This is a genomic window from Streptomyces virginiae (assembly GCF_041432505.1).
GTDB lineage: Bacteria > Actinomycetota > Actinomycetes > Streptomycetales > Streptomycetaceae > Streptomyces > Streptomyces virginiae_A.
Genome location: NZ_CP107871.1, coordinates 3,793,234 through 3,815,043, shown reverse-complemented (window position 1 = coordinate 3,815,043; position 21,810 = coordinate 3,793,234). Strand labels below are relative to the sequence as shown.

The window sequence follows — 21,810 nt, the reverse complement described above, 5'->3', positions numbered from 1 at the left end:
CATCCCTGCCCGAAGGGGTCCCGACGGGACCCGAAGGAACTCCCCTCCACCCAGGAAGCGAGCACGTCCATGGCCGACACGTCCGAGAAGAACGCCGAGCAGAAGTCCGAGAAGAAGGCGGAGAGCAGGTCGGAGGGCAGGTCCGAGCGGAAGCCCGACCACCGCTCCGAGCGGCGGCCGCGCCGCCGCAGGCTGTCGGCGCCCCTGTGGTGGCCGCTGCCCGCCTGCGCCCTGCTGGGGCTCGCCGCGGGCGGGGCCTACGGGGTGCTCAAGGCCCCCGAGTACGCCGCCACCAGCTATGTCGTGGCCGTACCCGACGACACCACCGAGCCGGCCACCGCCCTCGGCTTCGCGCAGGCCTACGCCCGTATCGCGACCAGCAGTTCCACCCTCGCCTACGCCCAGCCGCGGGCCGGCATCAGCGCCGCGAAGCTGCGTACCCAGGTACGCGCCGAGACCTCCCCCGAGTCCCCGATGATCGCCGTCACCGGTACCTCGAAGAGCCCCGCCGAGGCCGCCGACATCGCGAACGCGGTCGCCGACGCCCTGTCCCTGAGCAGCAATCAGGCCGCCAAGAACACCGGCGTCCAGCTGCTGCTGTTCAACCAGGCCGTCGCCCCGTCCGAGCCCGCCTCCCCCTCCGCCGCCATCAGCGGCGCCGTCGGCATGTGCGCCGGCGGGCTGCTGGGCGGGCTGTGGCTGCTCGCCCGGCCGGGCCGCGCGCGGCGTTCCGAAGCCGGTGCGACGGGGTCCCGGACCGGGTCCGCCGCCGGTACCTCGGCCGCGTCCTCGGCGGAGGCCGCCGTCGAGACTCCCGTCGAGGAGTACGCCTCGCTGCCCGCGCAGGGTGAGCCGGCCTCGGCCAAGGAGAAGGAGTCCGTTCGATGAGTTCGGGCTGCGCCGGGGGGCTGTCGGTGACGTTGTGCCGCGACCCCCGGCAGTTCGCCGCGCTGGAGGAGTCCTGGAACAGGCTCTTCCGTGGCTGCCCCACCGCCACCCCCTTCCAGAGCCACGCCTGGCTGCACTCCTGGTGGCTGTCGTACGGCAAGGACGGCCGGCTCCGGATCGTCCTCGTCCGGCGCGGCGAGGAACTGGTCGGCGCGGCCGCCCTGATGCTCGTACACCGGCCGATGCCGCTGCTGGTGCCGCTCGGCGGACCCATCACCGACTACTTCGACGTGCTCGTGGCGGCGGAGTACGCCGACCAGGTCGTCCCGGCGCTGGCCCGCGGGCTGCACCGGGCCGCCCGCGGCGCCGTCGTGGACCTGCGGGAGGTACGTCCCGGGGCCGCCGCCGAGCAGCTGTACCGGCAGTGGCCCGGTGTCTCCAGCGTGCTCGCCGACTCCACGTGCATGGAGCTGCCCACGCTGCCGTTCGACGAACTGGTCAAGCGGATGCCGGCCTCCGGCGGCCAGCGGGTGCGGGCCAAACTGCGCAAGACCGACGCGGCCGGCATCGAGGAGCACGAGGTCGCCGAGCAGGAGGTGCCGCGCGCCGTACGGACCCTGCTGCGGCTGCACGAGAAGCAGTGGCGCGGCCGCGGGGTGACGCCCGAGCACCTGCGGCCCCGCTTCGCCGAGCACCTGACCCGGGCCACCCGGCGGATGGTGCGGGCCGGGGAGAGCCGGCTGACGGAGTTCCGGCTGGACGGCAAGGTGGTGGCGGCCAACGTCACGCTGCTGTCGCCCGGGCTCAGCGGCGGCTACCTGTACGGGGCCGACCCGGACCTGCGGACGCGGAAGGTGGACATCGCGACGCTGCTGCTGCGCTACGAGGCCGGGCGGGCCCTCGCCGAGGGCCGCCCGGTGGTGAGCTTCCTGCGCGGCAACGAGCCGTACAAGAACCACTGGCGGCCCGAGACGGTCGTCAACCAGCGGTTCCTGCTGGCCACGGCGGCACTCGCGCCCCTGCTGCGGGTGCACGAGTCGCAGCTGACGGGGCGCGAGCGGGCGGTGGACGTCCTACGGGAGACGCTGCCGGCCGCCAGGGACTGGCGGGCGCGGCTCAACGAACTGCGGGTGCGATGACCCGTCTAGAAGGGCCAGATGCCGGAGTTCTTGCCGAAGTCCAGCTTGATGCAGACCGACTGCGTGCCGACCAGCTTGGAGAGCCACTCGCCGAAGTTGAGCGGCACGCACCAGTGCTTGCTGTTGACGGGCGGCGGTGTGGGCTGAGGCAGGGGCTTCGGCGGCGTGGGCTCGGGCTTCGGCGTGACCGGCGCCGGGACCTGCGGCGTCGGGACCGCCGGCGAGGGCTTGGGCGTGGGCGTGGGCGTGGGGTCGGTCTCGGGGTCGGTGTCGGGGTCGGGGACCTCGGGTGTCGGGACGGCCGGGCTGGGCGTGACCGGCACCGGGACCTGCGGGCTCGGGGCGACCGGGCTCGGGGTCACCGGGCTCGGGGTCACCGGGCTCGGAGTGACCGGCACCGGGGTGACCGGTGTCGGGACGAGCGGGCTCGGGCTGACCGGCAGCGGGGTCTGCGGGCTCGGGACCACCGGCGTGGGCGACGGGACCTGGGGCGTCGGGACCACGGGTGTGGGGACCGCGGGCGTCGGGACCACCGGCGTGGGCGCGGGGACCTGAGGCGTAGGGACCACCGGTGTGGGCGCGGGGACCTGAGGCGTGGGGACCTGGGGCGTCGGGACCTGAGGGGTGGGCACGACCGGCGTGGGCACCACGGGGGTCGGGACCGCCGGGGTCGGCACGACCGGCGTGGGCACCACCGGGGTCGGGACCACCGGGCCCGGGCGCTCGGGCATCAGCGCGTCGCGGAAGACCTTCGCGGAGTCCGGGTTGTCCTTGCACTGCCACACGCCGTGCGGACAGTAGTCGGTGATGGTGTGGTAGAGCGGCTTGTGCTGCGCGATCCACTTCAGCATGCGCCGCACGTACTCCGGGTTGTCCCCGCGCCGGAACAGACCCCACTCCGGGTAGGAGATCGGCTTGCCGTGTGCTTTCGCGAAGTCGACCTGCTGCTGGAGTCCGTACGGCTGGGTGATCTGGTCGTCGAAGGTCTGGCCGGGACCCTGGTCGTACGAGTCCATCCCGATGACGTCGACCACGTCGTCGCCGGGGTAGCACTTCGTCCAGCCGATCGCGTCCGTACCCCTGTTCGGGGCGAAGTCGAACCTGAACTTCTGTCCGGGAACGGCGCGCATCGTCGTGACGATGCGCTTCCAGTACACCTTCCAGCCCTCCGGGTCCGGTGCGCACCGGTGGGTGTAGGTGACGCCGTTCATCTCCCAGCCGAGCACGATCACCGTGTCCGGCACGCCCAGCTCCACCAGCCGCTCGGCCAGCCGCCGGAAGTGCTGGTCGTACTGGCCCGCCGCGCCCGCCCTGATCAGCCGGGCCACCTGCCGGTCGGACACCCGGTCCTCGTTCCGCTCCTGCATGGGCACGTTGAGGACGAACATCCGGTCGTCCTCGGCCCGGCGCCAGTCGGCCCAGTCCTCCAGGAACGAGACACCGCCCGCGATACCGGCCCACTTGTCGCCGGGGAGGTAGGTGTGTCCGACCCGGATGTCCTTGCCGCCCAGCCAGTTCGACAGGTGCGGGATCCGGGCCACCCCGGGCGGCCCGTAGTCGAGATAGGCGCCCATGGCGATGTCGGAGCCCTCGGGCCGGTCGTTCTCGGGCGTCGCGAGGGCGGCGCCGGTGGCCAGCAGTCCGGCCGTGACCGTACCGATGCAGGTGCTCGCCAGTCGGCGGCGTGGTCTGGGCATGGCGTCTCCCGAGCTTTCCTGAATCGGTCTGCTTACCAAAGACGTTAGGCATCAGATCTGACGAATGGCCTGTCCGGTGACTGCCGCGTAGGCCATTAGCAGGTGCGCACCACCCCCGCTTGGTCCGACTAGGTGAAAGACACCGCTGCCATGCACGCGTATCTCAACCATGTGCCCGCCGTTGTGCTCAGACTCGATCGCAATCCGTTCCACCACGGAACCCTCGGCGCCGTCAGATCCCTTGGCCGCAAGGGCGTGGAGGTTCATGCCGTCGTCGAGGCCGGGGGAGGTCCCATGGGGCGTTCGCGATACCTGCGCGCCGTGCATCCGGGACCGGTGGGCGGGCTGGACCCCGAGGCGCCCGAGGCGCTGCTGGAGTGTCTGACCGAGGTCTCGGAGCGGATCGGGCGCCCGGCCGTGCTCATCGCCATGGACGACCTGAGCGCGATCGCCGTGTCCCGGGTCGCGCCGAGGCTCCGCGAGCGTTTCCGGATCCCCCATCAGCCCGACAACCTGCCGGCCCGGGTGGCCGACAAGGCCGAGCTGTCGCGGCTCTGCGCGCGGTGGGACGTCCCGCACCCGGAGACCGTGATCCCGGCGAGCGGGGCCGAGGCGGCCGAGGCGGCCTGGCGGCTCGGTCTGCCGGTGATCGCCAAGTGGAGCCGGCCCTGGCTGCTGCCCTCCGGGGCCGACGGGCTGCGCAGCACCGTGCTCCTGCACACCACCGCCGAGGCGCGCCGGCTCTACGAACGCTCCGCCGAGGCCGGGAGCCGGCTGCTGCTCCAGCGGTTCCTGCCGGCCGGGGCGGACACCGACTGGTTCTTCCACGGCGCCTTCGCGCGGGGCGGGCGTCCGCTGCTCGCGGGTTCGGGCCGCAAGGAGCTGTCCTGGCCGGTGCGGACGGGGCTGACGGCCGTGGGGCGCTGGCTGCCGGATCCGGCGGTGGAGGAGGCGGGGCTGCGGCTCGCCGAACGGCTGGGCTACCAGGGGATCCTGGACCTGGACTTCCGCCGTGACGAGTCGGGCTGCTTCCGGCTGGTGGACTTCAACCCGCGGCCGGGGGCGCAGTTCCGGCTCTTCGCGGACTCGGCCGGGCTGGACGTCGTGCAGGCGATGTACCTGGACCTGACGGGCCAGCAGGTTCCGCAGCCCTCGGGCGGGCCGGGCCGGGTGTTCGTCGCCGAGAACTACGCGCTGCTGGCGCGGATCCGGGGCGGGTCGATGCCGCGCCGTCCGGCGGTGGTCCCGGCGGATCCGGCCGGGTCGGCGGGGACGTCCGCGTCCTCGGCCCCGGGCGCGGACCGGGGGACGGCGACGAAGCGGGCCCCGAGGCGGGCCGTCGAGCGGGGGCGGGTGGAGACGGCCTGGTTCGCCGCCGACGACCTGCTGCCGTTCCTGGCGATGCTGGGCGCCCTGCTGGGGCGGGGCGCGGGCAAGGGCGTACGGGCGCTGCGCGGGGTGCCGGAGCAGGGCCGTCGCACGGCGCTCGCGGTCGTCCGTGCGCCCCGGCAGCGCGGTCGGAACCAGTCGGAGGCCGGTTCCACCGGTTCCGCCGGTGCCGCGGGATCGGCCTCGCGGCCCGTTCCGCCCGGGGCCTCGGCCGAGCCGGACGAGTTGGTGACCCGTTGACCGGGACCGTCGCGGCGAACGGGCCGGGCCGGTGACCATCGAGCTGGAGGAACGGCGTTGACGCGGATCGACGATCTCGTGGTGATCGGCGCGGGCCCGTACGGGCTGTCGATCGCGGCCCATGCGGCGGCCGCGGGGCTCGACGTACGGCTGCTGGGGCGGCCGATGGCCTCGTGGCGCGACCACATGCCCGACGGCATGTACCTGAAGTCGGAGCCCTGGTCGTCCAACCTGTCCGCGCCGGACGGGCGGCACACCCTGGCCGATTACTGCGCCACCGTCGGCATGACGGCGGAACACGGCACTCCGCTGGCGATCGGGACGTTCAGCGCGTACGGGATGTGGTTCGCCCGGCAGGCCGCGCCCGAGGTGGAGGAGGTGACCGTCCTGGAGGTGACCCCGCAGGGCGACGGCTTCCGCGTCCGCACCGCCGAGGGGCCGCCCCTCCTGGCCCGTACGGTGGCCCTCGCGGTCGGGGTGATGCCCTTCGTCCGCCACCCCGAGGCGCTACGGGAGCTTCCGCCCACGCACTACTCGCACAGCAGCGGCCACCGGGACCTGAGCGGCTTCGCGGGCCGTGAGGTCGCCGTGCTCGGGGCCGGGCAGGCGGCCCTGGAGACCGCCGCCCTGCTGGCCGAGCAGGGCGCCCGACCCGCCCTGGTGGCCCGGCGCACCCGGCTGAACTGGAACACCGTCCCGCAGCCCCTGGACCGGTCCCCGCTGCGGTCCCTGCGCGATCCCCACAGCGGCCTCGGCACCGGCTGGCGCAGCTGGGTCTGGTCGGAGCTGCCCGGGGCGGTGCGCCGGCTGCCCGCGCCCACCCGGGAGCGGATCGCGGCCACGGCGCTGGGGCCGGCCGGCGCCTGGTGGCTGCGGGACCGCTTCGAGCGGCGCGTCCCCGTCCTGCTCGGGCACCGGCTGCACCGGGCGGTGGCGGTGGGCGAGCGGATCCGGCTCGGGCTGACCACCGGGGCGGGGGAATCGGTGGTGCTGGACACCGCCCACGTCATCGCGGCCACCGGCTTCCTGCCGGAGCTGGACCGGCTGGAGCTGCTCGACGCGGGGCTGCGGGCGGCGCTGGAGACCGTGGGGGAGAGCCGGGCGCCGGAGCTGAGCGCCGGGTTCGAGTCCTCGTGGCCCGGACTGTTCTTCGCGGGGCTGCTGACGGCTCCCTCATTCGGCCCTTCCATGCGATTCGTGCACGGCGCGGGCTTCACGGCGGGGAGACTGGTGAGAGGAGTCCGCAAGCGCCTCGGTGCCCGGGGTCCGCGGCCGGGTCCGCCCGGTGTCGCCCGGCAGGGCCGGGCTGCCACCCCCGGGCACGTTCCGGGGGTGCCCCCAGGGCATCCGAAGACGTATCTGCGGTGAGATCCGCGGAGAGAGGGGTCCGTGATGAGCTCGGAGCGAGGGCAGGGCCGCGGCTGGGTACGCATCCCCGCCAGTCGTGGGGAACAGCCCGCCGGTCGGGCCAGGGCCGCCGGGTACGACCGCACCGCGTACGCGGGGCCGTACGCGGGCCCGTACGTGACGGCCTCGCCCGCCGACCAGCCCACGATCTACCTCTCCATGGTCAAGCGCTGGCGGGAGGCCGGTCGCACCCTGCCGGGTCATCCTGACGAGGAGTGGGAGCGGCTGATCTCCCAGCCGTGCTGGCCCGGCCGTTAGGTGGTGGGAAAGGTGGCAGCGGCGGAACGGGACGGACCCGAGCCGGTCCGACGGTCCCCCGTGACCGGGCCCGGGGAACGGTTCGCGCTCAACGGCATGGGCAGTCTCGAATGGGACCTGGTCGCCGGGACGGTGGTGCTGGACGAGGCCGCGATGGAGGTCTTCGACCTCGGACCCCAGGACTTCGACGGCACCGTGGCCGGTATCGGGCTGCGGGTCCCGCCCGAGGACGGGCTCCGGCTGACGGACATCGTCGAGGGGGTCCTGGCCGGCAGCTCGGACACGTACGGCGCCTACTTCACGGTGCGCCGGCGCGACGGACGCGATCAGTGGACGCACACCGCGGGCCGTGTGCTCCGGGACGACTCGGGGCAGCCGGAGCGGATCGTGGGGATCGTCCGGGACGCGACCGCGGAGCTGGCCCAGGCGACGCTGCTGCGCAAGCTGGAGGCGGCGCGCGCCCAGCAGACCACGATCGTGCAGCGGACCACGGAGGCCCTGTCGCGGGCGGTGACGGTCGACGACGTCACGGCCGCGCTGACCGGGGCGGGCGCGCTGGAGCGGCTCGGCGCGGACGGGCTGGCCCTGGGGCTGGTCGAGGGCGGCAGCGTCAAGATCATCGCATTGAGCGGGGAGTCCCTGGAGATCCTCGGCGAGCGCAGGTTCACCCGCCTGGACGGTTCGCTGCCGCTGTCGCACACGGTGCTCACCCGGCAGGCACGTTTCGTCACCTCGCTCGCCGAGCTCGGCGACGAGTTCCCGCTCCTCGCGGACTACCTGAACCGGATCCGGTACGACGCCGCCGCCTACCTGCCGCTGATCGCGCAGGCCAAGGCCATCGGCGGGCTGGTCCTGTTCTACCGGCGGCGCACCGAGTTCAGCCCCGAGGAGCGCAACCTGTGCCTGGGTCTGGCGGGCATCGTGGCCCAGTCACTCCAACGGGCGCTCCTGTTCGACCAGGAGCGCGAGTTCGCGACCGGCCTGCAGGCGTCCATGCTGCCGCGCCGGATCCCCGAGATCAGCGGCGGGGAGATCGCGGTCCGCTACCACGCGGCCTGGAGCGGGCGGGAGGTCGGCGGGGACTGGTACGACGTGATCTCGCTGCCCCGCGACCGGGTGGGCGTGGTGGTGGGCGACGTGCAGGGCCACGACACGCACGCGGCGGCGATCATGGGTCAGCTGCGGATCGCGCTGCGGGCGTACGCGGGGGAGGGCCATCCGCCGTCCACCGTGCTGGCCCGGGCCTCGCGCTTCCTCGCCGAGTTGGACACCGAACGCTTCGCCACGTGCATGTACGCGCAGGTGGATCTGGAGACGGGCGGCGTACGGGCGGTCCGCGCGGGTCACCTCGGACCGCTGATCCGGCACACGGACGGGCGTACGGGCTGGCCCAAGGTGCGCGGCGGACTACCGCTCGGGCTGGCCTCGCTCTTCGAGTACGAGGAGTTCCCCGAGACCCGACTGGACCTGGTCCCCGGAGAGACCCTGGTGCTGTGCACGGACGGCCTGGTGGAGGAGCCGGGCACCACCATCACCGCCGGGATGGACGCCCTGGCCCAGGCGGTGCGCAGCGGCCCGCAGGGAGCCGCCGCGCTCGCCGACCACCTCTCCGACCGGCTCTGGGAGCGCTGGGGCTCCGGGGACGACGTGGCCCTGCTGGTGCTGCGCCGGGCCCCCGACCCGGGCACCCACCGGGCGCCACGCATCCACCAGTACGTCCACCAGGCCGACCCGGAAGGCCTCTCGGAGGCCCGCTACGCCCTGCGTCAGGCCCTGCGCGACTGGGGCATGCCGGAGCTCGCCGACGACGTGGAGGTCGCGGCCGGGGAGCTGCTGGTCAACGCCCTGCTGCACACCGACGGCGGGGCGGTGCTGACGATGGAGGTGCTGCCGGAGCCGGTCCGGCGGATCCGGCTGTGGGTCAAGGACCGCTCCAGCGTGTGGCCGCGCCGGCGCACCCCGGGCGAGGCGGCCACCACGGGGCGCGGGTTGCTGCTGGTGGACGCGCTGGCCACGCACTGGGGCGTGGAGTCCCGGGGCGACGGCAAGGCGGTGTGGTGCGAGTTCGACGCCGCGGGCAGGACCCGGAGCGCGGGGTGACGGGGCGATCACCCCGGGTTGTGGGCCGCCGGGGGTGGGGTGATGATGCGAGCCATGGAACGGATCGTGTTGTGCGCGGGCTGACCAAGGTCGCCGTGACGGGCGCCCTGGCCGTGCTCCTGCTGGTGGCCGGGGTGCCGGCGGTCGTGGACTGGGCGACGGGGCGACCGCACGCGGACCCCGCGTGCCAGTCGGTGGCCTTCATGTCGATGACGGACGTCTCCCCCGACTGCCGGTAGCGGCGGCTACCGGCCCCGGGGCATCGTGCCCCGGGGCGCGTGCCGCGGGCGCGGGTCGCGGGCCCGCACCGCTCAGTGCCTGTGGACCTCGACGTCGCGCGAGTCCTGGGCGACGGTGGTGACCGACCTCGGCATCAGGCCCGAGAACCGGACCTCCTGGAGCTCCGCGGTGACCACGGCACGGCCCGGGCGCACGTTCGCGTAGGCGCCCGGCGCGTTCGCCACCCAGCGGCGCTCCTGCCCGTCGCAGACGATCTGCTCCGCGCCGACGCTCAGCCGGCCACCACCCTCCTGTGCGACGGTCGCCTTGATCTGCATCGCCCCCATGGGTGACGCCTGCTCGCAGTGGTACGTCCCGGAAAGGGTGACGGCGCCGTCGTGGGCGACGTACGCGTCCCGTACGGAAATCCCCTGCTCGAAAACGGTGGCGCCGGCCGGAGCGGTGAAAAGCGTGGTGGCGGCCAGCGCGGAGAAGGCCACGAGTGACATTCGGCGGGCGGAGCTGCGCATTCATTCCTCCAGGTACGTCGGACGGCGGGATTCCGCCGGAACGCATTGTGCTGGCAGCTGGGCGTACGCACGTGATCCGTGCGCTCGTGTCGTTGTGGGCAATTACCTGCCCGGGCGCGTGAAACTGACCGAAATCGCCCCCGAAGGGATCTTGCATGCGCCAGTCCGCCCTCCCCCTGCCCGCCCTCGTCCTGCTCCCGCTGTTGCTGTTCGGCGCCACCGCCTGCGCGAGCGCCCCCGAATCGGACGCGCTCGCGCCCGGCGCCGCGCCGGCGGTCCTGGTGGACGACGGGGCGCCGGGCGCGGCAGAGGCTCCCGCACGGCCCGCCGTGAAGAACGCCCATGTGGGTGGCGTCGCGCGGGTGCACGGCAAGCAGGTCGGCCGACACCTCCAGGTCGAACTCGGGGCGTTCGTCGACCCGGCGATCAGCGTGGACAAGAACTTCGCCCCGCCCGCCGGGAAGCGCTGGGTGGCCGCCTCGATGTCCTTCGTCAACGTGGGCGGAGCCTCGTACGGGGCGCTCGGACGCATGTGGGCGCACGACAGCGCGGGGCAGCGTCACCCGGTGGTGAAGACCGGCGAGCTGACGACCGGCAAACCGATCCTCTTCGATTCTCTGGAGGTCGGTGAGCGGGCCGAGGGCTGGGTGGTGTTCGAAATTCCGGAAAGCGCGCGCATTGTGCGGCTCCAGTATCAGGACGCGAACATGCGGGCGAATTCCGGAGAGGGATTCTGGGCCGTCTAGCCCGCCCGGGTGAAGGGCCGTGAAAGGCGCGGCGGAGAGACCACTAGGGTGCGCGCATGACTTCTACTCAAGCCGAAATCGACCGGTCCCAGCTCGGCACCCTTTCGGTGCTCGCCTGGATCGGCGACCCCGAAGAGGCGCACGACATCCCGTACCTCCTCGCCTACACCCTCGGCGACGGACCGAAGGGCCGGGAGGCGGGCGAGGCGGCCGCCCGCGGGCTGCTGGAGGAGATCGGCCTGCCCATCGGCGACGTGGTCATGGACGGCACCCTCAAGGCGGCCACCTTCCCGGTGCAGATCCTGCTGGAGGGCAACCAGATCGCGCTCACCCTGCCCGGGATGAACGCGCGCTGCACCGCCCCCGACGAGTGGGTCGCGGCGGCGGACGAGAGCGGGCAGGCGTACTTCCTCTTCGCCACCCGCGCCTGGCCGGAGGCGGTCCCGGGGCAGCCGGTCGCGCCGGAGACCCTGCAGGCCTTCGCGGGCGACGAGTCGGTGCTCACCAGCAGCGCGCACTGCGTCCTCGCCGTGCGGCGCGTGCAGCGGTAGCCACCGACCGGGTGCCGCCACCCCCGCTCCGGCCGCCGGGCTCCCAGCCTGCCCGGTGGCCGGTTCCGCTTTTCCCCGGGCCGGCGTCAGGGCCGTTCGAAGGCGAACTTCAACGAGCGGACCCGGTTGTCGAAGTTCGATCCCGCCAGGTCCGGCAGACCCACCGCCCGCAACCCGACCGGCCGGGTCAGCAACTCCCGGAAGAGGGCCTTCATCTCCACCCGGGCCAGGTGCGCGCCCAGGCAGAAGTGCGGCCCGCCGCCGCCGAAGCCCAGATGCGGATTGGGCGAGCGGGTGATGACGAAGGCGTCCGGGTCGGGGAAGACCGCCTCGTCGCGGTTGGCGGAGGCGTAGTACAGGACCACCTTGTCGCCCGGCCGGAACACGTGCCCGTCCATGGTGTGCTCGGCGGCCACGGTCCTACGGAACTGGATGATGGGCGTCGAGTGCCGGATCATCTCGTCCACCGCGCCGTCCGCGTACGTCTCGAAGTCCGAGAGCAGCAGGTCCCGCTGGTCGGGGTGGTCCGTCAGCAGGGTCAGCCCATGGGTGATCGCGTTCCGGGTGGTCTCCACCCCGGCGACCATCAACAGGGAGAAGAAGGCGCCGAGCTGGCGGGCCCCGAGGGCCTGGCCGTCGACGTTCGCACGGACCAGCGCCGAGATCAGGTCGTCGGTGGGGTGCTTGCGCCGCTCCCGTCCGATGCCCGCCACCATCCGCTGCATACGGGCGAGCGCGCGCAGCCCGCGCCCCGGCATCCGCAGCCGGGAGGCCAGGCCCCGTTCCACACCGATGTTCTCGGAGGCGTGGTTGACGCGGTCGGCGATCTCGGCCCGGTAGTGCTCCGGGATGCCCATCATGTTGCAGATGACCTCCAGGGGGAGCCGGGAGGCCACGGCCGAGACGAACTCGTCGGGCCGCTCGGCCAGTACGTCGTCCACGATGCGGGCGGCCACGGCGTGGATGTCGGCCTCGGCGGCCGCCAGTAGCCGGGGCGTGAAGGCACGCTGCACGATCTTGCGCAGCTGGGCGTGGTCGGGGCCGTCCAGATTGACCATCGAGTCCCCGAACAGGGCCCGCACCCAGCGGGCCGGCTCGGGGGTGGTCACGCCGGGGGCACTGGCGAAGACCTTCGGGAGGCGGCTGGCCTCCTGCACCTGGGCGTGGCGGACCAGGGCCCAGTGGCCGGGCCCGGACCCTTCGGGGACGAACACCGGCCCCTCGGCCGCGCGCAGCCGGGCGAAGGCGGCGAGGCGGTGGGCGGGGGGCTGCTGCCAGAAACCTGGCTCGGCCAGCTCCCTGCCGGGGTCGGTGCCGTGGCGTTGTGCCGGGAGTGTCAAGGCAGGGCCTCCAGTCGGTGCGCGTCGTTCTGCGCTGGAGAACGGCGGCGGGGGCGCGGGAGTGACGGTTCGCGGGGGCGCGGGCCCGGCCGCGGGTGGCGGGGGCGGCCCGGGGCTCAGACGGCGGCGCCGGTGGTCGCACCGGCCCGCGTGGACAGGGTCAGACCGACCGCCACCGTCAGCACCCCGACGAGGCCCGCCCACAGGACCGCGTACGTACCCGACCAGGTGCAGGCGAGCGTCACGAGGGCGGACACCGGCAGGACCAGCTGCTGGGCGAGGCCGCGCTTGAAGTGGCGGGAGTGCAGCAGCCACACCATCAGCAGGAACAGCGCGCTCGGGACCATCACCGCCGCGTTCGCGGCGACCTGGGAGATGTGCGCCTTGCCGACCGCGTGCTCGACCGCGACCTCGATGCCGGCGCCGATCGCCGCACCCGAGAGGAAGATCAGCAGGTGTCCGTAACCCCACGGGATGGCCTCGCGGTTGGACGTCAGGTGCTCGTGCATCGGCACGGCGAAGTAGATCCACCACGCGGCGAAGACGATCAGCAGCCCGCCCGCCGCGATGGGCAGCAGCTGGTCCAGCGCCTCGTGCTCGTCGATCGCGGACTTCACGGCCACCGTGGCCGCGGCGATCGTCTCGCCGAGCACGATGATGGTGAACAGGCCGTACCGCTCCACGATGTGGTGCGCGTGCCAGGGCGTCCGGTGCCCGCGTTCCGCGATCACCGGAACCGCCAGCTCGGCGACGAGCAGGACGAGGAACGTCCAGCGCTTCAGGTCGTCGGGGACGAACAGCAGGCCGATCCAGCCCAGCTGGCAGATCACCAGTCCGGCCGCGTACTTCAGCGCCGCCGCCCGGGCCTCGCCCTCCTCCCCGGAGGCGGCGCGCAGCCACTGCGCCGTCAGGGCGACGCGCATGATGATGTAGCCGGTGACCGCGACCGCCCAGTCGTTGTCGTCGAAGGCCCGGCTCACCCCGGCCGCGTAGACGAGCACACCCGCGATCTGCACGAGCGTCGCGACCCGGTATGGGACGTCGTCCACGTCGTACGCCGAGGCGAACCAGGTGAAGTTCATCCAGGCCCACCACACGCCGAAGAAGACGAAGAAGTAGCCGACCACCCCGGCACCGGGATGACCCTCCGCGAGCGAGTGCACCAGCCGGGCACCGGCCTGGGCGATGGCGACGACGAAGCAGAGGTCGAAGAACAGCTCCAGCGGGGTGGCGGCACGGTGGAGCTCGTCGGGGCTGCGAGCGGTCATGGGGGAGAAGGCCATACCGGCCAGGAGACCAGAGGCGGGGACCTCCGGCAGGGCGGACGCGCGGCTCGCGCGCCCCGTGTGCCCCGGGCGGAGGCGAGGCGCGGTCCGCGGCCCCGAGGCGGTCCGACCCGCGGGCGGACACCGTCACGGGCCCCGCCCCGGAATCCGGGCCACGCGCCCGGCGGCCGGGGCGGAGGACCGGGCGGCCGGGGCGGCGCGGGGGGCGGCCGTACCCTGGAGGCATGAGCAGCACCCCCGCACCCGGCCCGCAGCCCTCGCGCACCGCCCCCGAGGCCGACCGGCCCCGGCCGAAGCCCCGGCTGGTCTTCGACGACCCGCTGGACCAGCAGTCCTCGGACGACACCGACCGAGGCTGGGGCGAGCGGCCGCCCGCCGGCGGAAGCGCGGCCGACCTGGCCCGCTTCCTCGACGAGAAGCCCCCGCACCACGTCTGACCGCCCGAGGCGGCCGGAGCGGTCAGAACCGGTCGTGCGAACCGGCCGGTCCACCGCCGCCCGAACGCTGCGCGACCAGCTCGTCCCGGATCTCCTTGAGGACCTCGAGCTCGGTGATCTCGACGAGTTCCTGAACGCCCTCGCGGGCCTTGCGCCGGGCCTCCTGCCGCGCGAGGTACTTCGACATCGGCAGCACCATCAGGAAGTACACGACCGCCGCGGTGATGACGAAGGTCAGCGTCGCGTTCAGCACCGAGCCCCAGAGGATCTCGACACCCGTCGGCTGGCCGTTCGCGCCGATGCCGCAAGGAGCCTTGAGGCAGGACTTGTAGCCGTCCAGGCTCTGCGTGCCGACCGCGCCGATCACCGGGCTGATGATCCCCTTGACCACCGAGTTCACGATGTTCGTGAACGCGGCGCCGATGACCACGGCCACCGCCAGGTCGACCACGTTGCCGCGCATCAGGAAGGCCTTGAAGCCTGCCAGCACGCTCTCCTTCTTCTTCTCGCTCACCACTGAGCCTCTCTTCACATCTGCCGAACACGGAGTCAACGGTTCCGAAAGCTACGGCAGTCCGGGCGCGGTGTGTCCAATCGGGTCTCCTCCCGAGGTGAATTGACCGGCCGTGTGTGCGAATCAGCACAACGTCACCGCCAGTCGGGTCGTGGCGCCCGTGCCGACGAGAACCCGCGCGGTCTCCCGCGGTACGGACAGCACCACCAGCGCCCCACCGTCCGCAACACCCTTGCCCGGATCGGGCACTTCGGCGACCAGCGCCCCAGCGGCAACCACCTCGGGCGGTCCGGTGCGCTCCGCCGCGACCACGTCCACCCGGTCTCCGGGCCGCAGCAGCCCCACCGTCGCCGCGTCCGCGATGCGCACGGGAGCCGACACCATCCGCACCGCGGCGGGTGGCGCCGCACCCTGGGAGGCCCGCACCTCGGGCCGGGCGGCGGCGCCCCGCGAGGCCTGCGCCTCCGTCCCGCCCACCGCGACGGCCGCCGCCACCACGGCCAGCGCGGCCGAGGCGGCCCGCCGCCTGCGCCGTACGGCCCGGCGCAACCGGTCCCCGCCCCGCCCCACGCGAAGCGGCGGGAACGCCGGGACCGGGCGGGCCGGAGGACACGCGGACGACGTCGCGCACGCGGCCCGCGCCGCGGGGAAGGCGCGGGAAGCGGAGGAGGAGAGGGAGGCGGAGGCGGAGCGAGGGGAGCAGACCGAAGGGGTCGCGGACGTACGGGACATGACGAACACCACCAGACCGAGTGAGGAGCGGTGCCCGGACCCTGCGCCCGGACACCTCCCAGGATCCGGCCCCACCGGGAATCCCGCCGAGGCCTGTGGACGATCCCCAGCTTGTGGACAACCCGGTCACCCGCACGAGTCAGCCGGCGGCCGCCCGCACCCGCCGAGGCCCGCCCCCCGGCCGGCCGGGCCGGGCGCAGCAGCCCGCGCAGCGCCCAGGCCTCCGCGGCGAGGAGGTCGGGGTTCACGCCGTCGTTGTCGAGGTCACCGTTCGGCCGGGACCTGGCAGGCCTCCGCGAATCCCTGACCGGTCAGGCCGAAGGCGCTGTTGACGCGCGAGCGCCAGTTCTCCAGCGCGACCATCGCGGTGAGCTCGACGAACGCCTTCTCGCCGAGCCGCGCGATCAGTTCCCGCGCGAGCTCGTCCGTGACCGTCGGCTCGGTCTCCGTCATGGCCTCGGCGTACTCCATGACCAACAGTTCCAGCTCGGTGAACACCTCGGGGGCCTCCCGCCACCGCGGCACCCGCTCGATCTTCTCCGTCGGCAGGCCCAGCTCGTGGCCCTCCCAGTAGCCGAAGTCCATGCACCACGAGCAGTTGATCCGGGCCGCCGCCGCCATCACGGCGAGGTGCTTCAGCCCGGCGTCGAGCGCGTTCCACTTCGCCACGCTCCGCTCCAGCCGGACGTAGGAGAGGAGCACGCGCGAGTGGTGCCCGTAGGCCTGCCCGGGGTCGAGCACCTTGCCGTAGGTCCGGCGCGAGTACCAGGCCCCGATCCGCAGGAGCAGGGTGCGGGGCGGGGTGAGCGAGATACGCGGCATGACAGTCATCTCCCTGGCCGGGGCGGTCTTCGTTTCCGCCGTCACCAAGGAGGACCGGACAGCCCCGGTGGATGTGACAGCCGCCGGGCCTTTTCTGCGCGTCGTCCTCTCTACGCGTCGTTCTCGCCCGGTGCCGCGGATTCGATCCCCAGCGCGCCGAGGAGGCGTTCCGCGAGGTCCTCCGCGAAAGCCTCGGAGCCGGTGAGGACGGCCCGCACCGCCTCCGGGTCGGCCGTCAGTCCGCCCGCGGCCGCCCAGTCGAGCGCGCCCGCGAGGGCCGCGTCGACGGGGAACCGGTCCACGGGTATCTCGTAGTCCTCGGCCGTGTCCCGGTTGAGCAGCGCCTTCCAACGGCCCCCCGCGAAGGTGGCGCCCTCGACGAAGCCGACATCGCTGTCGAGGAAGGCCACCGCGAGCACCGGCGCCCCGGTGCGCCGGGCCAGCGCCGCCGCGACGCCGTCGGGCTGGTCGGCGCAGTACACGACCGACCAGCCACCGCCCAGGTCCGCGTCGGCGTCGACGCCCTCGACCCCGGCCTCCGCCGCGAACTCACGCAGCTCCGTCACCGTGGCGCGCGCCACGGCCATCCCACCCGAATCTCCCATGCGCGCAGGCTAGGTGACGCCACCGACAACGCGGCCGAAGCGTCCCCAGGGCCCCGGAGGGGGCTACGGCAGCTCGATGCCCAGGTCCCAGCCGTCGTGCGCGTGCGTGCACAGGCAGGCCCGGGTCTCCGTGGCCGGCAGGGCCGCCACCGCGTCGAAGAGCACTTCGCGCAGCCGTCCGACGTTCTCGCCGAACACCTTCAGGACCTCCGTGTGGGACACGCCCTCACCGGCCTCCGCGCCCGCGTCCAGGTCCGTGACCAGGGCCATCGAGGTGTAGCAGAGCCCCAGCTCACGGGCGAGGACCGCCTCCGGGTGACCGGTCATGCCGACCACCGACCAGCCCGCCGCCGCGTGCCACCGCGACTCGGCGCGCGTGGAGAACCGCGGTCCCTCGATGACGACCATGGTGCCGCCGTCCACCGGTTCCCAGTCGCGCCCGCGGGCCGCCGCCAGCGCCACGGACCGGCCCACCGGACAGTACGGGTCGGCGAAGGTGGTGTGCACGACGTTCGGGACGGACCCGTCCGGCAGCGGCTCACCGTCGAAGAAGGTCTGGGCACGGGCCTTCGTACGGTCGACCAGCTGGTCGGGAACGAGCAGCGTGCCCGGCCCGTACTCGGCCCGCAGACCGCCGACCGCGCAGGGTCCCAGCACCTGGCGGACGCCGACCGAGCGCAGGGCCCACAGGTTGGCCCGGTAGTTGATCTTGTGCGGCGGGACGGTGTGACTGCGCCCGTGTCGGGGCAGGAAGGCCACCTGGCGCCCGGCCAGCTCGCCCAGGTAGAGGGAGTCGCTCGGGGGTCCGTACGGGGTCTCCACCTGGATCTCGGAGACGTCCTCCAGGAAGGAGTAGAAGCCCGAGCCGCCGATGACACCGATCTCTGCGTTCACCATGCGGTCCACCCTACGGCCCTGCCGTGGGCATGCCGAAGGCCCCGCTGCCGGTAGGGGCGGCGGGGCCTTCGGGCGAAGCGATCAGGCGGCCGACGTGGAGCTGCTGCTGCTCGACGAGCTCGACGACGTCGAGGAGGACGAGGCGGCGGGAGCGGCGGCAGCGGTCGACGTCGAGGACGACGAGGAGCTGGACGACGGCTTCGAGGCAGGGGTGCTGCTCGACGACGCGCCACGGCTGTCGTTCCGGTAGAAACCGGAGCCCTTGAAGACGATGCCGACCGCGGAGAACACCTTCTTCAGGCGTCCGTCGCAGCTCGGGCACACGGTCAGTGCGTCATCGGTGAACTTCTGCACGGCCTCAAGGCCCTCACCGCACTCGGTGCACTGGTACTGGTAGGTCGGCACGAATTTCCTCCTGGCACTCTGACTCAATGAGTGCTAACGACGCTCCATGGTGACGTATTCCGGCGGATCAGTCCACCGTCACCGGCACGCGGTGACCGATCCCACGCTCGTTCACCCGGTCACGGGAGGCCGGTGAGGCGGTGGCGCGCGTGGTCGTCCGACCCGTCGCCGGGACCGTCACCCGCTCCGTGACCTGCGAGTTCACCGGGGTGGCGGACGCGGTGGCGGCCGCGGGCGCGGACTCCTGCGCGGACGCGTTCACGATCCGGCTCGGAGCCTTCGGGGCGAGCCTCGAACGCAGCGCCAGCAGGGTGGCCAGCGCGAGCGCGGTGGCGCCCATGGGCACCAGGAATCCGAACGAGGATCCGTGCGCGTCCGTGAGGCGGCCGGCCAGGATGACGGCGACGGCCTGACCGAAGGCGATCGAGCCGGTCAGCCAGGTGAAGGCCTCGGTCCGGGCGTTCGCGGGGACCAGCTGCTCGACCATCGTGTAGCCGGTGATCAGCGCCGGGGCGATGAACAGGCCGACGACCAGGCCGAGCGCGCCCAGCAGGATCATCGAGTTCGCGGCCCACAGGACGGACGCGGCGGCGGTGAGGCCGATGTAGCCCAGGATCAGCCGGCGACGCGGGCCGATCTTCCAGGCGATGGCGCCCATGGCGATACCGGCGATCATGTTGCCCGCGGCGAAGACGCCGTAGAGCAGGCCGTTGGCGCCGGGGTTGCCGATCTCGCTGGAGAAGGCGGCGAGCGAGACCTGCATGCCGCCGAAGACGGCGCCGATCCCGAGGAACGCGAAGATCAGGACGCGCAGGCCCGGGAAGGACAGCGCGAAGGCGCGCTTCTCACCGGTCTGCGACGGGGCGTGCGTCTTGGGCTGGCCGGCGCGCCGGGCCGCGAAGAGCAGGCCGCCGAGCAGGGTCAGCGTGGCCTCGGTGACCAGGCCGGCCGCCGGGTGGACGCCGGTGCACAGCGCGGTCGCCAGGACCGGGCCGACGACGAAGGTGAACTCGTCGGTGACGGACTCGAAGGCGGCGGCCGTCGGCAGTAGCGCAGAGCCCTCCAGCTTGGCGGCCCAGCGCGCCCGGACCATCGGTCCGACCTGCGGCACCGAGGCGCCGGCCGGTACGGCGGCGGCGGCCAGCGCGAGCAGCGGGGCGTCCAGCAGCGCGAGCGCGGCCAGGCCGGTGACGGCGACGGAGTGTGCGAGGACCACGGGCAGCAGGACGGCGGTCTGGCCGTAGCGGTCGGTGAAGATGCCCATGAGCGGGGCGGACAGCGCCATGGAGATACCGGTGACGGCGGCGACGATGCCGGCGCTGCCGTAGGAACCGGTGGTGTGCTGGACCAGCAGCAGGATGCTGATCGTCAGCATGCCGAAGGGGAGTCGTGCTGCGAAGCCGGGGAGTACGAAGCCGAGGGCGCCGGGAGTGCGCAGGAGCTGTCCGTAGCCGGGGCGGGCGGACGTGTCGGACGTGACCGCGGATGTCACGGCCTTGCCTTTCCGCTGCCTGGTAGAGCGTCCCCGTCTGCGGACGGTGCTTCGCCTTGTGAGCGGCCGCACCCGTACATGTGGGAGCCCCGAGAGCTGTCCTCTTGCGCAGAACCGAGTGATACCTGGGCGCCCACGTCGGGGTGGTGCCACGGCCGCTTTGCGGTCGCGCCAGCTCTGCGTCAGGCAGAGTTGGTTCGATCTGGTGTGCCTTCATCGTACAGGGAAAGTCACTACCACGCCCTGTGAATTCGGTGACAAGGGGTGTCTTCACCTGGGATTAACGGCCGCTTCGCATGTAAAGAGCCTGGAAAAGCAGGCAAATGCGGGCATACCTCAGCTAAATTGGCGGAATTAGAACGACGCTCTAACGCTTTTGAGCAATGCTCTAACGCGAAACGGGTCCGCCGGTGCCCAGCCATCCCGCGAGCTTGCCGCCCCGGGCCACCGCCCGCAGCCGCGCCTCCGCCGCGTCCCGGACCGGGTCCGTGGCCACCACCAGCAGCTCGTCCCCACGGCGCAGCACGGTCGACGGCGCCGGTACGAAACTCTTCGCGTCCCGGACCACCAGCGTGACCGAGGCCCCCGGCGGCAGCCGCAGCTCGCTCACCTCCACGCCGTGCATCCGCGAGGCCGGCGGGATGGAGAAGGACAACAGGTGTCCGCGCAGCTTCTCCAGCGGCGCCGACTCGATCCCGAGGTCGAAGGCGCCTTCCTCCCCGTTCCCGAGGTTCAGCTTGCGCGCGAGCCAGGGCAGGGTCGGACCCTGCACCAGGGTGTAGACGACGACCAGCACGAAGACGATGTTGAAGACCCGGTCGCTGCCCTCGATCCCGGACACCATCGGGATGGTCGCCAGGATGATGGGCACGGCCCCGCGCAGGCCCGCCCACGACATCAGCACCTGCTCCTGCCAGGAGAGCCGGAAGGGCAGCAGGCTGATGAAGACCTCCAGGGGCCGGGCCACCATGGTCAGCACAAGCCCGATGATCACGGCGGGCCAGAAGTCGCGGACCAGCTCGTGCGGGGTGACCAGCAGGCCCAGCAGCACGAACATGCCGATCTGGGCGATCCAGCCGAGTCCGTCGGCGAAGCCCCGGGTGGCCGGCCAGTGCGGCAGCTTGGCGTTCCCGAGCACCATCGCCGCCAGGTACACCGCGAGGAAGCCGGAGCCGTGCGCGATGGCGCCGGCCGCGTACGCCACGATGGCGATGGCCATCACTGCGATCGGGTAGAGGCCGGAGGCGGGCAGGGCGACGTGTCGCAGCCCGTACGCGCCGAGGAAGCCCACGGTCAGGCCGATCGCGGCGCCGATGGCCAGCTCCAAGGCGATCTTGCCGATCAGGATGTACCACTCGTCCACCGGGCCGACGGTCGAGAAGGCCACCACCAGGATCACGACGGGCGCGTCGTTGAAGCCGGACTCGGCCTCCAGGACGCCGGTGATCCGTGCGGGCAGCGGGACCTTGCGCAGCACGGAGAAGACGGCCGCGGCGTCGGTCGAGGAGACGACCGCGCCGATCAGCAGGGCTTGGCGCCATTCCAGGCCGACCAGATAGTGCGCTCCCGCCGCCGTCACGCCCACGCTCACCGCGACGCCCACCAGGGACAGCATGACCGCGGCCGGCAGGGCCGGCTTGATCTCTTTCCACTTGGTGCCCAGACCGCCCTCGGCGAGGATCACGACGAGTGCCGCGTAACCGATGACCTGGGTCAGCTCGGCATTGTCGAACACGACGTTGCCGATGCCGTCCTGGCCTATCGCGATGCCTATGCCGAGGTAGATGAGCAGGCTGGGAAGACCGCTGCGTGACGAGATGCGTACCGCCGCCACGGCGACGAGCAGCACGAGCGAGCAGACCAGCAGCAGCTCATTGAGCGTGTGGACAGTCAGCGGGCGGCCCTCCTCAATGCGCCCGGTGGATCGATCCTCCCGGCGACAAGTTCGGCAAGTAGTTCGTTACCTTACCTAATCTTTGACGCGCCCTTTACGCGATAACCACATTGTGAAACGCCTGTTCGCCCCTGTCCTCGTCAGCTCCACCCCTGGCGGATCAACGAAGTCGGTCCTGCGCCTATGGTTGCTCCCAGCACTCCCAGGACCACCCTGCCCCTC

The 21,810-nt window shown here is 72.7% G+C and carries 22 protein-coding genes; 10 read left to right on the top strand and 12 right to left on the bottom strand.

All coding sequences use genetic code 11. The annotated features are described in order from the left end of the window. Positions 1 to 69 precede the first annotated feature (69 nt). Positions 70 to 888 (top strand): lipopolysaccharide biosynthesis protein, encoded by an 819-nt coding sequence (locus OG624_RS17695; RefSeq protein WP_051763557.1) that lies wholly within the window; start codon positions 70 to 72, stop codon positions 886 to 888. Further along, entirely contained in the window at positions 885 to 2,027 is a 1,143-nt protein-coding gene (locus tag OG624_RS17690) for a GNAT family N-acetyltransferase (protein WP_033223801.1), read from the top strand. The genes OG624_RS17695 and OG624_RS17690 overlap by 4 nt, the downstream gene beginning before the upstream one ends. Positions 2,028 to 2,032: 5 nt before the next feature. Here OG624_RS17690 and OG624_RS17685 read toward each other — a convergent pair whose 3' ends face one another. Beyond that, positions 2,033 to 3,724 (bottom strand): glycosyl hydrolase, encoded by a 1,692-nt coding sequence (locus OG624_RS17685; RefSeq protein WP_051763558.1) that lies wholly within the window; start codon positions 3,722 to 3,724, stop codon positions 2,033 to 2,035. Positions 3,725 to 3,874: 150 nt separating this feature from the next. Here OG624_RS17685 and OG624_RS17680 point away from each other — a divergent pair, with 150 nt between their 5' ends. The 5 genes from OG624_RS17680 (at position 3,875) to OG624_RS17660 (ending at position 9,357) form a co-directional block, all read left to right on the top strand. Then, positions 3,875 to 5,353, top strand: a complete 1,479-nt coding sequence (locus OG624_RS17680; RefSeq protein WP_161290394.1) for a carboxylate--amine ligase — start codon at positions 3,875 to 3,877, stop codon at positions 5,351 to 5,353. A gap of 66 nt (positions 5,354 to 5,419) precedes the next feature. Further along, complete coding sequence (locus OG624_RS17675; RefSeq protein ID WP_371589824.1) at positions 5,420 to 6,721, top strand: NAD(P)-binding domain-containing protein; 1,302 nt, start codon at positions 5,420 to 5,422, stop codon at positions 6,719 to 6,721. A 24-nt stretch (positions 6,722 to 6,745) separates the two neighbouring features. Beyond that, entirely contained in the window at positions 6,746 to 7,018 is a 273-nt protein-coding gene (locus tag OG624_RS17670) for a hypothetical protein (protein ID WP_033223803.1), read from the top strand. 12 nt (positions 7,019 to 7,030) lie between these two features. Beyond that, entirely contained in the window at positions 7,031 to 9,118 is a 2,088-nt protein-coding gene (locus tag OG624_RS17665; protein ID WP_244290900.1) for a SpoIIE family protein phosphatase, read from the top strand. Between the two features lie 71 nt (positions 9,119 to 9,189). Further along, positions 9,190 to 9,357 carry a hypothetical protein gene (locus OG624_RS17660; protein WP_158711901.1) on the top strand — a complete coding sequence of 56 codons (168 nt, stop codon included), beginning with the start codon at positions 9,190 to 9,192 and terminating at the stop codon, positions 9,355 to 9,357. Between the two features lie 72 nt (positions 9,358 to 9,429). On the opposite strand, the gene OG624_RS17655 is transcribed toward OG624_RS17660, so the two are convergent. Next, a complete protein-coding gene (locus OG624_RS17655) occupies positions 9,430 to 9,867 on the bottom strand; it encodes a DUF6299 family protein (RefSeq protein WP_158711902.1) in 438 nt (145 codons plus the stop codon). A 155-nt stretch (positions 9,868 to 10,022) separates the two neighbouring features. On the opposite strand from OG624_RS17655, the gene OG624_RS17650 reads away from it, so the two are divergent. Together OG624_RS17650 and OG624_RS17645 are read left to right on the top strand one after the other, a co-directional pair. Continuing rightward, entirely contained in the window at positions 10,023 to 10,613 is a 591-nt protein-coding gene (locus OG624_RS17650; RefSeq protein WP_051763561.1) for a hypothetical protein, read from the top strand. A 56-nt stretch (positions 10,614 to 10,669) separates the two neighbouring features. Next, positions 10,670 to 11,164 carry a DUF5949 family protein gene (locus OG624_RS17645; RefSeq protein WP_033223804.1) on the top strand — a complete coding sequence of 165 codons (495 nt, stop codon included), beginning with the start codon at positions 10,670 to 10,672 and terminating at the stop codon, positions 11,162 to 11,164. Between the two features lie 86 nt (positions 11,165 to 11,250). Here OG624_RS17645 and OG624_RS17640 read toward each other — a convergent pair whose 3' ends face one another. Together OG624_RS17640 and OG624_RS17635 are read right to left on the bottom strand one after the other, a co-directional pair. Beyond that, positions 11,251 to 12,504 carry a cytochrome P450 gene (locus OG624_RS17640; RefSeq protein WP_161290387.1) on the bottom strand — a complete coding sequence of 418 codons (1,254 nt, stop codon included), beginning with the start codon at positions 12,502 to 12,504 and terminating at the stop codon, positions 11,251 to 11,253. A gap of 116 nt (positions 12,505 to 12,620) precedes the next feature. Beyond that, positions 12,621 to 13,787 (bottom strand): low temperature requirement protein A, encoded by a 1,167-nt coding sequence (locus OG624_RS17635; protein WP_371639577.1) that lies wholly within the window; start codon positions 13,785 to 13,787, stop codon positions 12,621 to 12,623. A gap of 227 nt (positions 13,788 to 14,014) precedes the next feature. On the opposite strand from OG624_RS17635, the gene OG624_RS17630 reads away from it, so the two are divergent. After that, the gene (locus OG624_RS17630) at positions 14,015 to 14,227 is read left to right on the top strand and encodes a hypothetical protein (RefSeq protein ID WP_033223806.1); all 213 of its coding nucleotides are present in this window, start codon (positions 14,015 to 14,017) and stop codon (positions 14,225 to 14,227) included. 22 nt (positions 14,228 to 14,249) lie between these two features. On the opposite strand, the gene mscL is transcribed toward OG624_RS17630, so the two are convergent. The 8 genes from mscL to OG624_RS17590 form a co-directional block, all read right to left on the bottom strand. Then, positions 14,250 to 14,741, bottom strand: a complete 492-nt coding sequence (gene mscL / locus OG624_RS17625) for a large conductance mechanosensitive channel protein MscL (protein ID WP_033223861.1) — start codon at positions 14,739 to 14,741, stop codon at positions 14,250 to 14,252. Positions 14,742 to 14,864: 123 nt separating this feature from the next. Next, entirely contained in the window at positions 14,865 to 15,473 is a 609-nt protein-coding gene (locus tag OG624_RS17620) for a hypothetical protein (RefSeq protein ID WP_371639576.1), read from the bottom strand. A 264-nt stretch (positions 15,474 to 15,737) separates the two neighbouring features. Then, on the bottom strand, positions 15,738 to 16,295 hold the full coding sequence (locus OG624_RS17615) for a carboxymuconolactone decarboxylase family protein (protein WP_371587893.1): 558 nt from the start codon (positions 16,293 to 16,295) through the stop codon (positions 15,738 to 15,740). 110 nt (positions 16,296 to 16,405) lie between these two features. Further along, a complete protein-coding gene (locus OG624_RS17610; protein ID WP_371587892.1) occupies positions 16,406 to 16,900 on the bottom strand; it encodes a hypothetical protein in 495 nt (164 codons plus the stop codon). Between the two features lie 63 nt (positions 16,901 to 16,963). Next, the gene (locus OG624_RS17605) at positions 16,964 to 17,797 is read right to left on the bottom strand and encodes an S-methyl-5'-thioadenosine phosphorylase (protein ID WP_371639575.1); all 834 of its coding nucleotides are present in this window, start codon (positions 17,795 to 17,797) and stop codon (positions 16,964 to 16,966) included. An 81-nt stretch (positions 17,798 to 17,878) separates the two neighbouring features. Continuing rightward, complete coding sequence (locus OG624_RS17600; RefSeq protein ID WP_030761807.1) at positions 17,879 to 18,202, bottom strand: FmdB family zinc ribbon protein; 324 nt, start codon at positions 18,200 to 18,202, stop codon at positions 17,879 to 17,881. A gap of 67 nt (positions 18,203 to 18,269) precedes the next feature. Continuing rightward, positions 18,270 to 19,694 carry an MFS transporter gene (locus OG624_RS17595; protein ID WP_266360840.1) on the bottom strand — a complete coding sequence of 475 codons (1,425 nt, stop codon included), beginning with the start codon at positions 19,692 to 19,694 and terminating at the stop codon, positions 18,270 to 18,272. A gap of 388 nt (positions 19,695 to 20,082) precedes the next feature. Further along, on the bottom strand, positions 20,083 to 21,606 hold the full coding sequence (locus OG624_RS17590; protein ID WP_371589823.1) for a potassium/proton antiporter: 1,524 nt from the start codon (positions 21,604 to 21,606) through the stop codon (positions 20,083 to 20,085). Between the last annotated feature and the right edge of the window lie 204 nt (positions 21,607 to 21,810).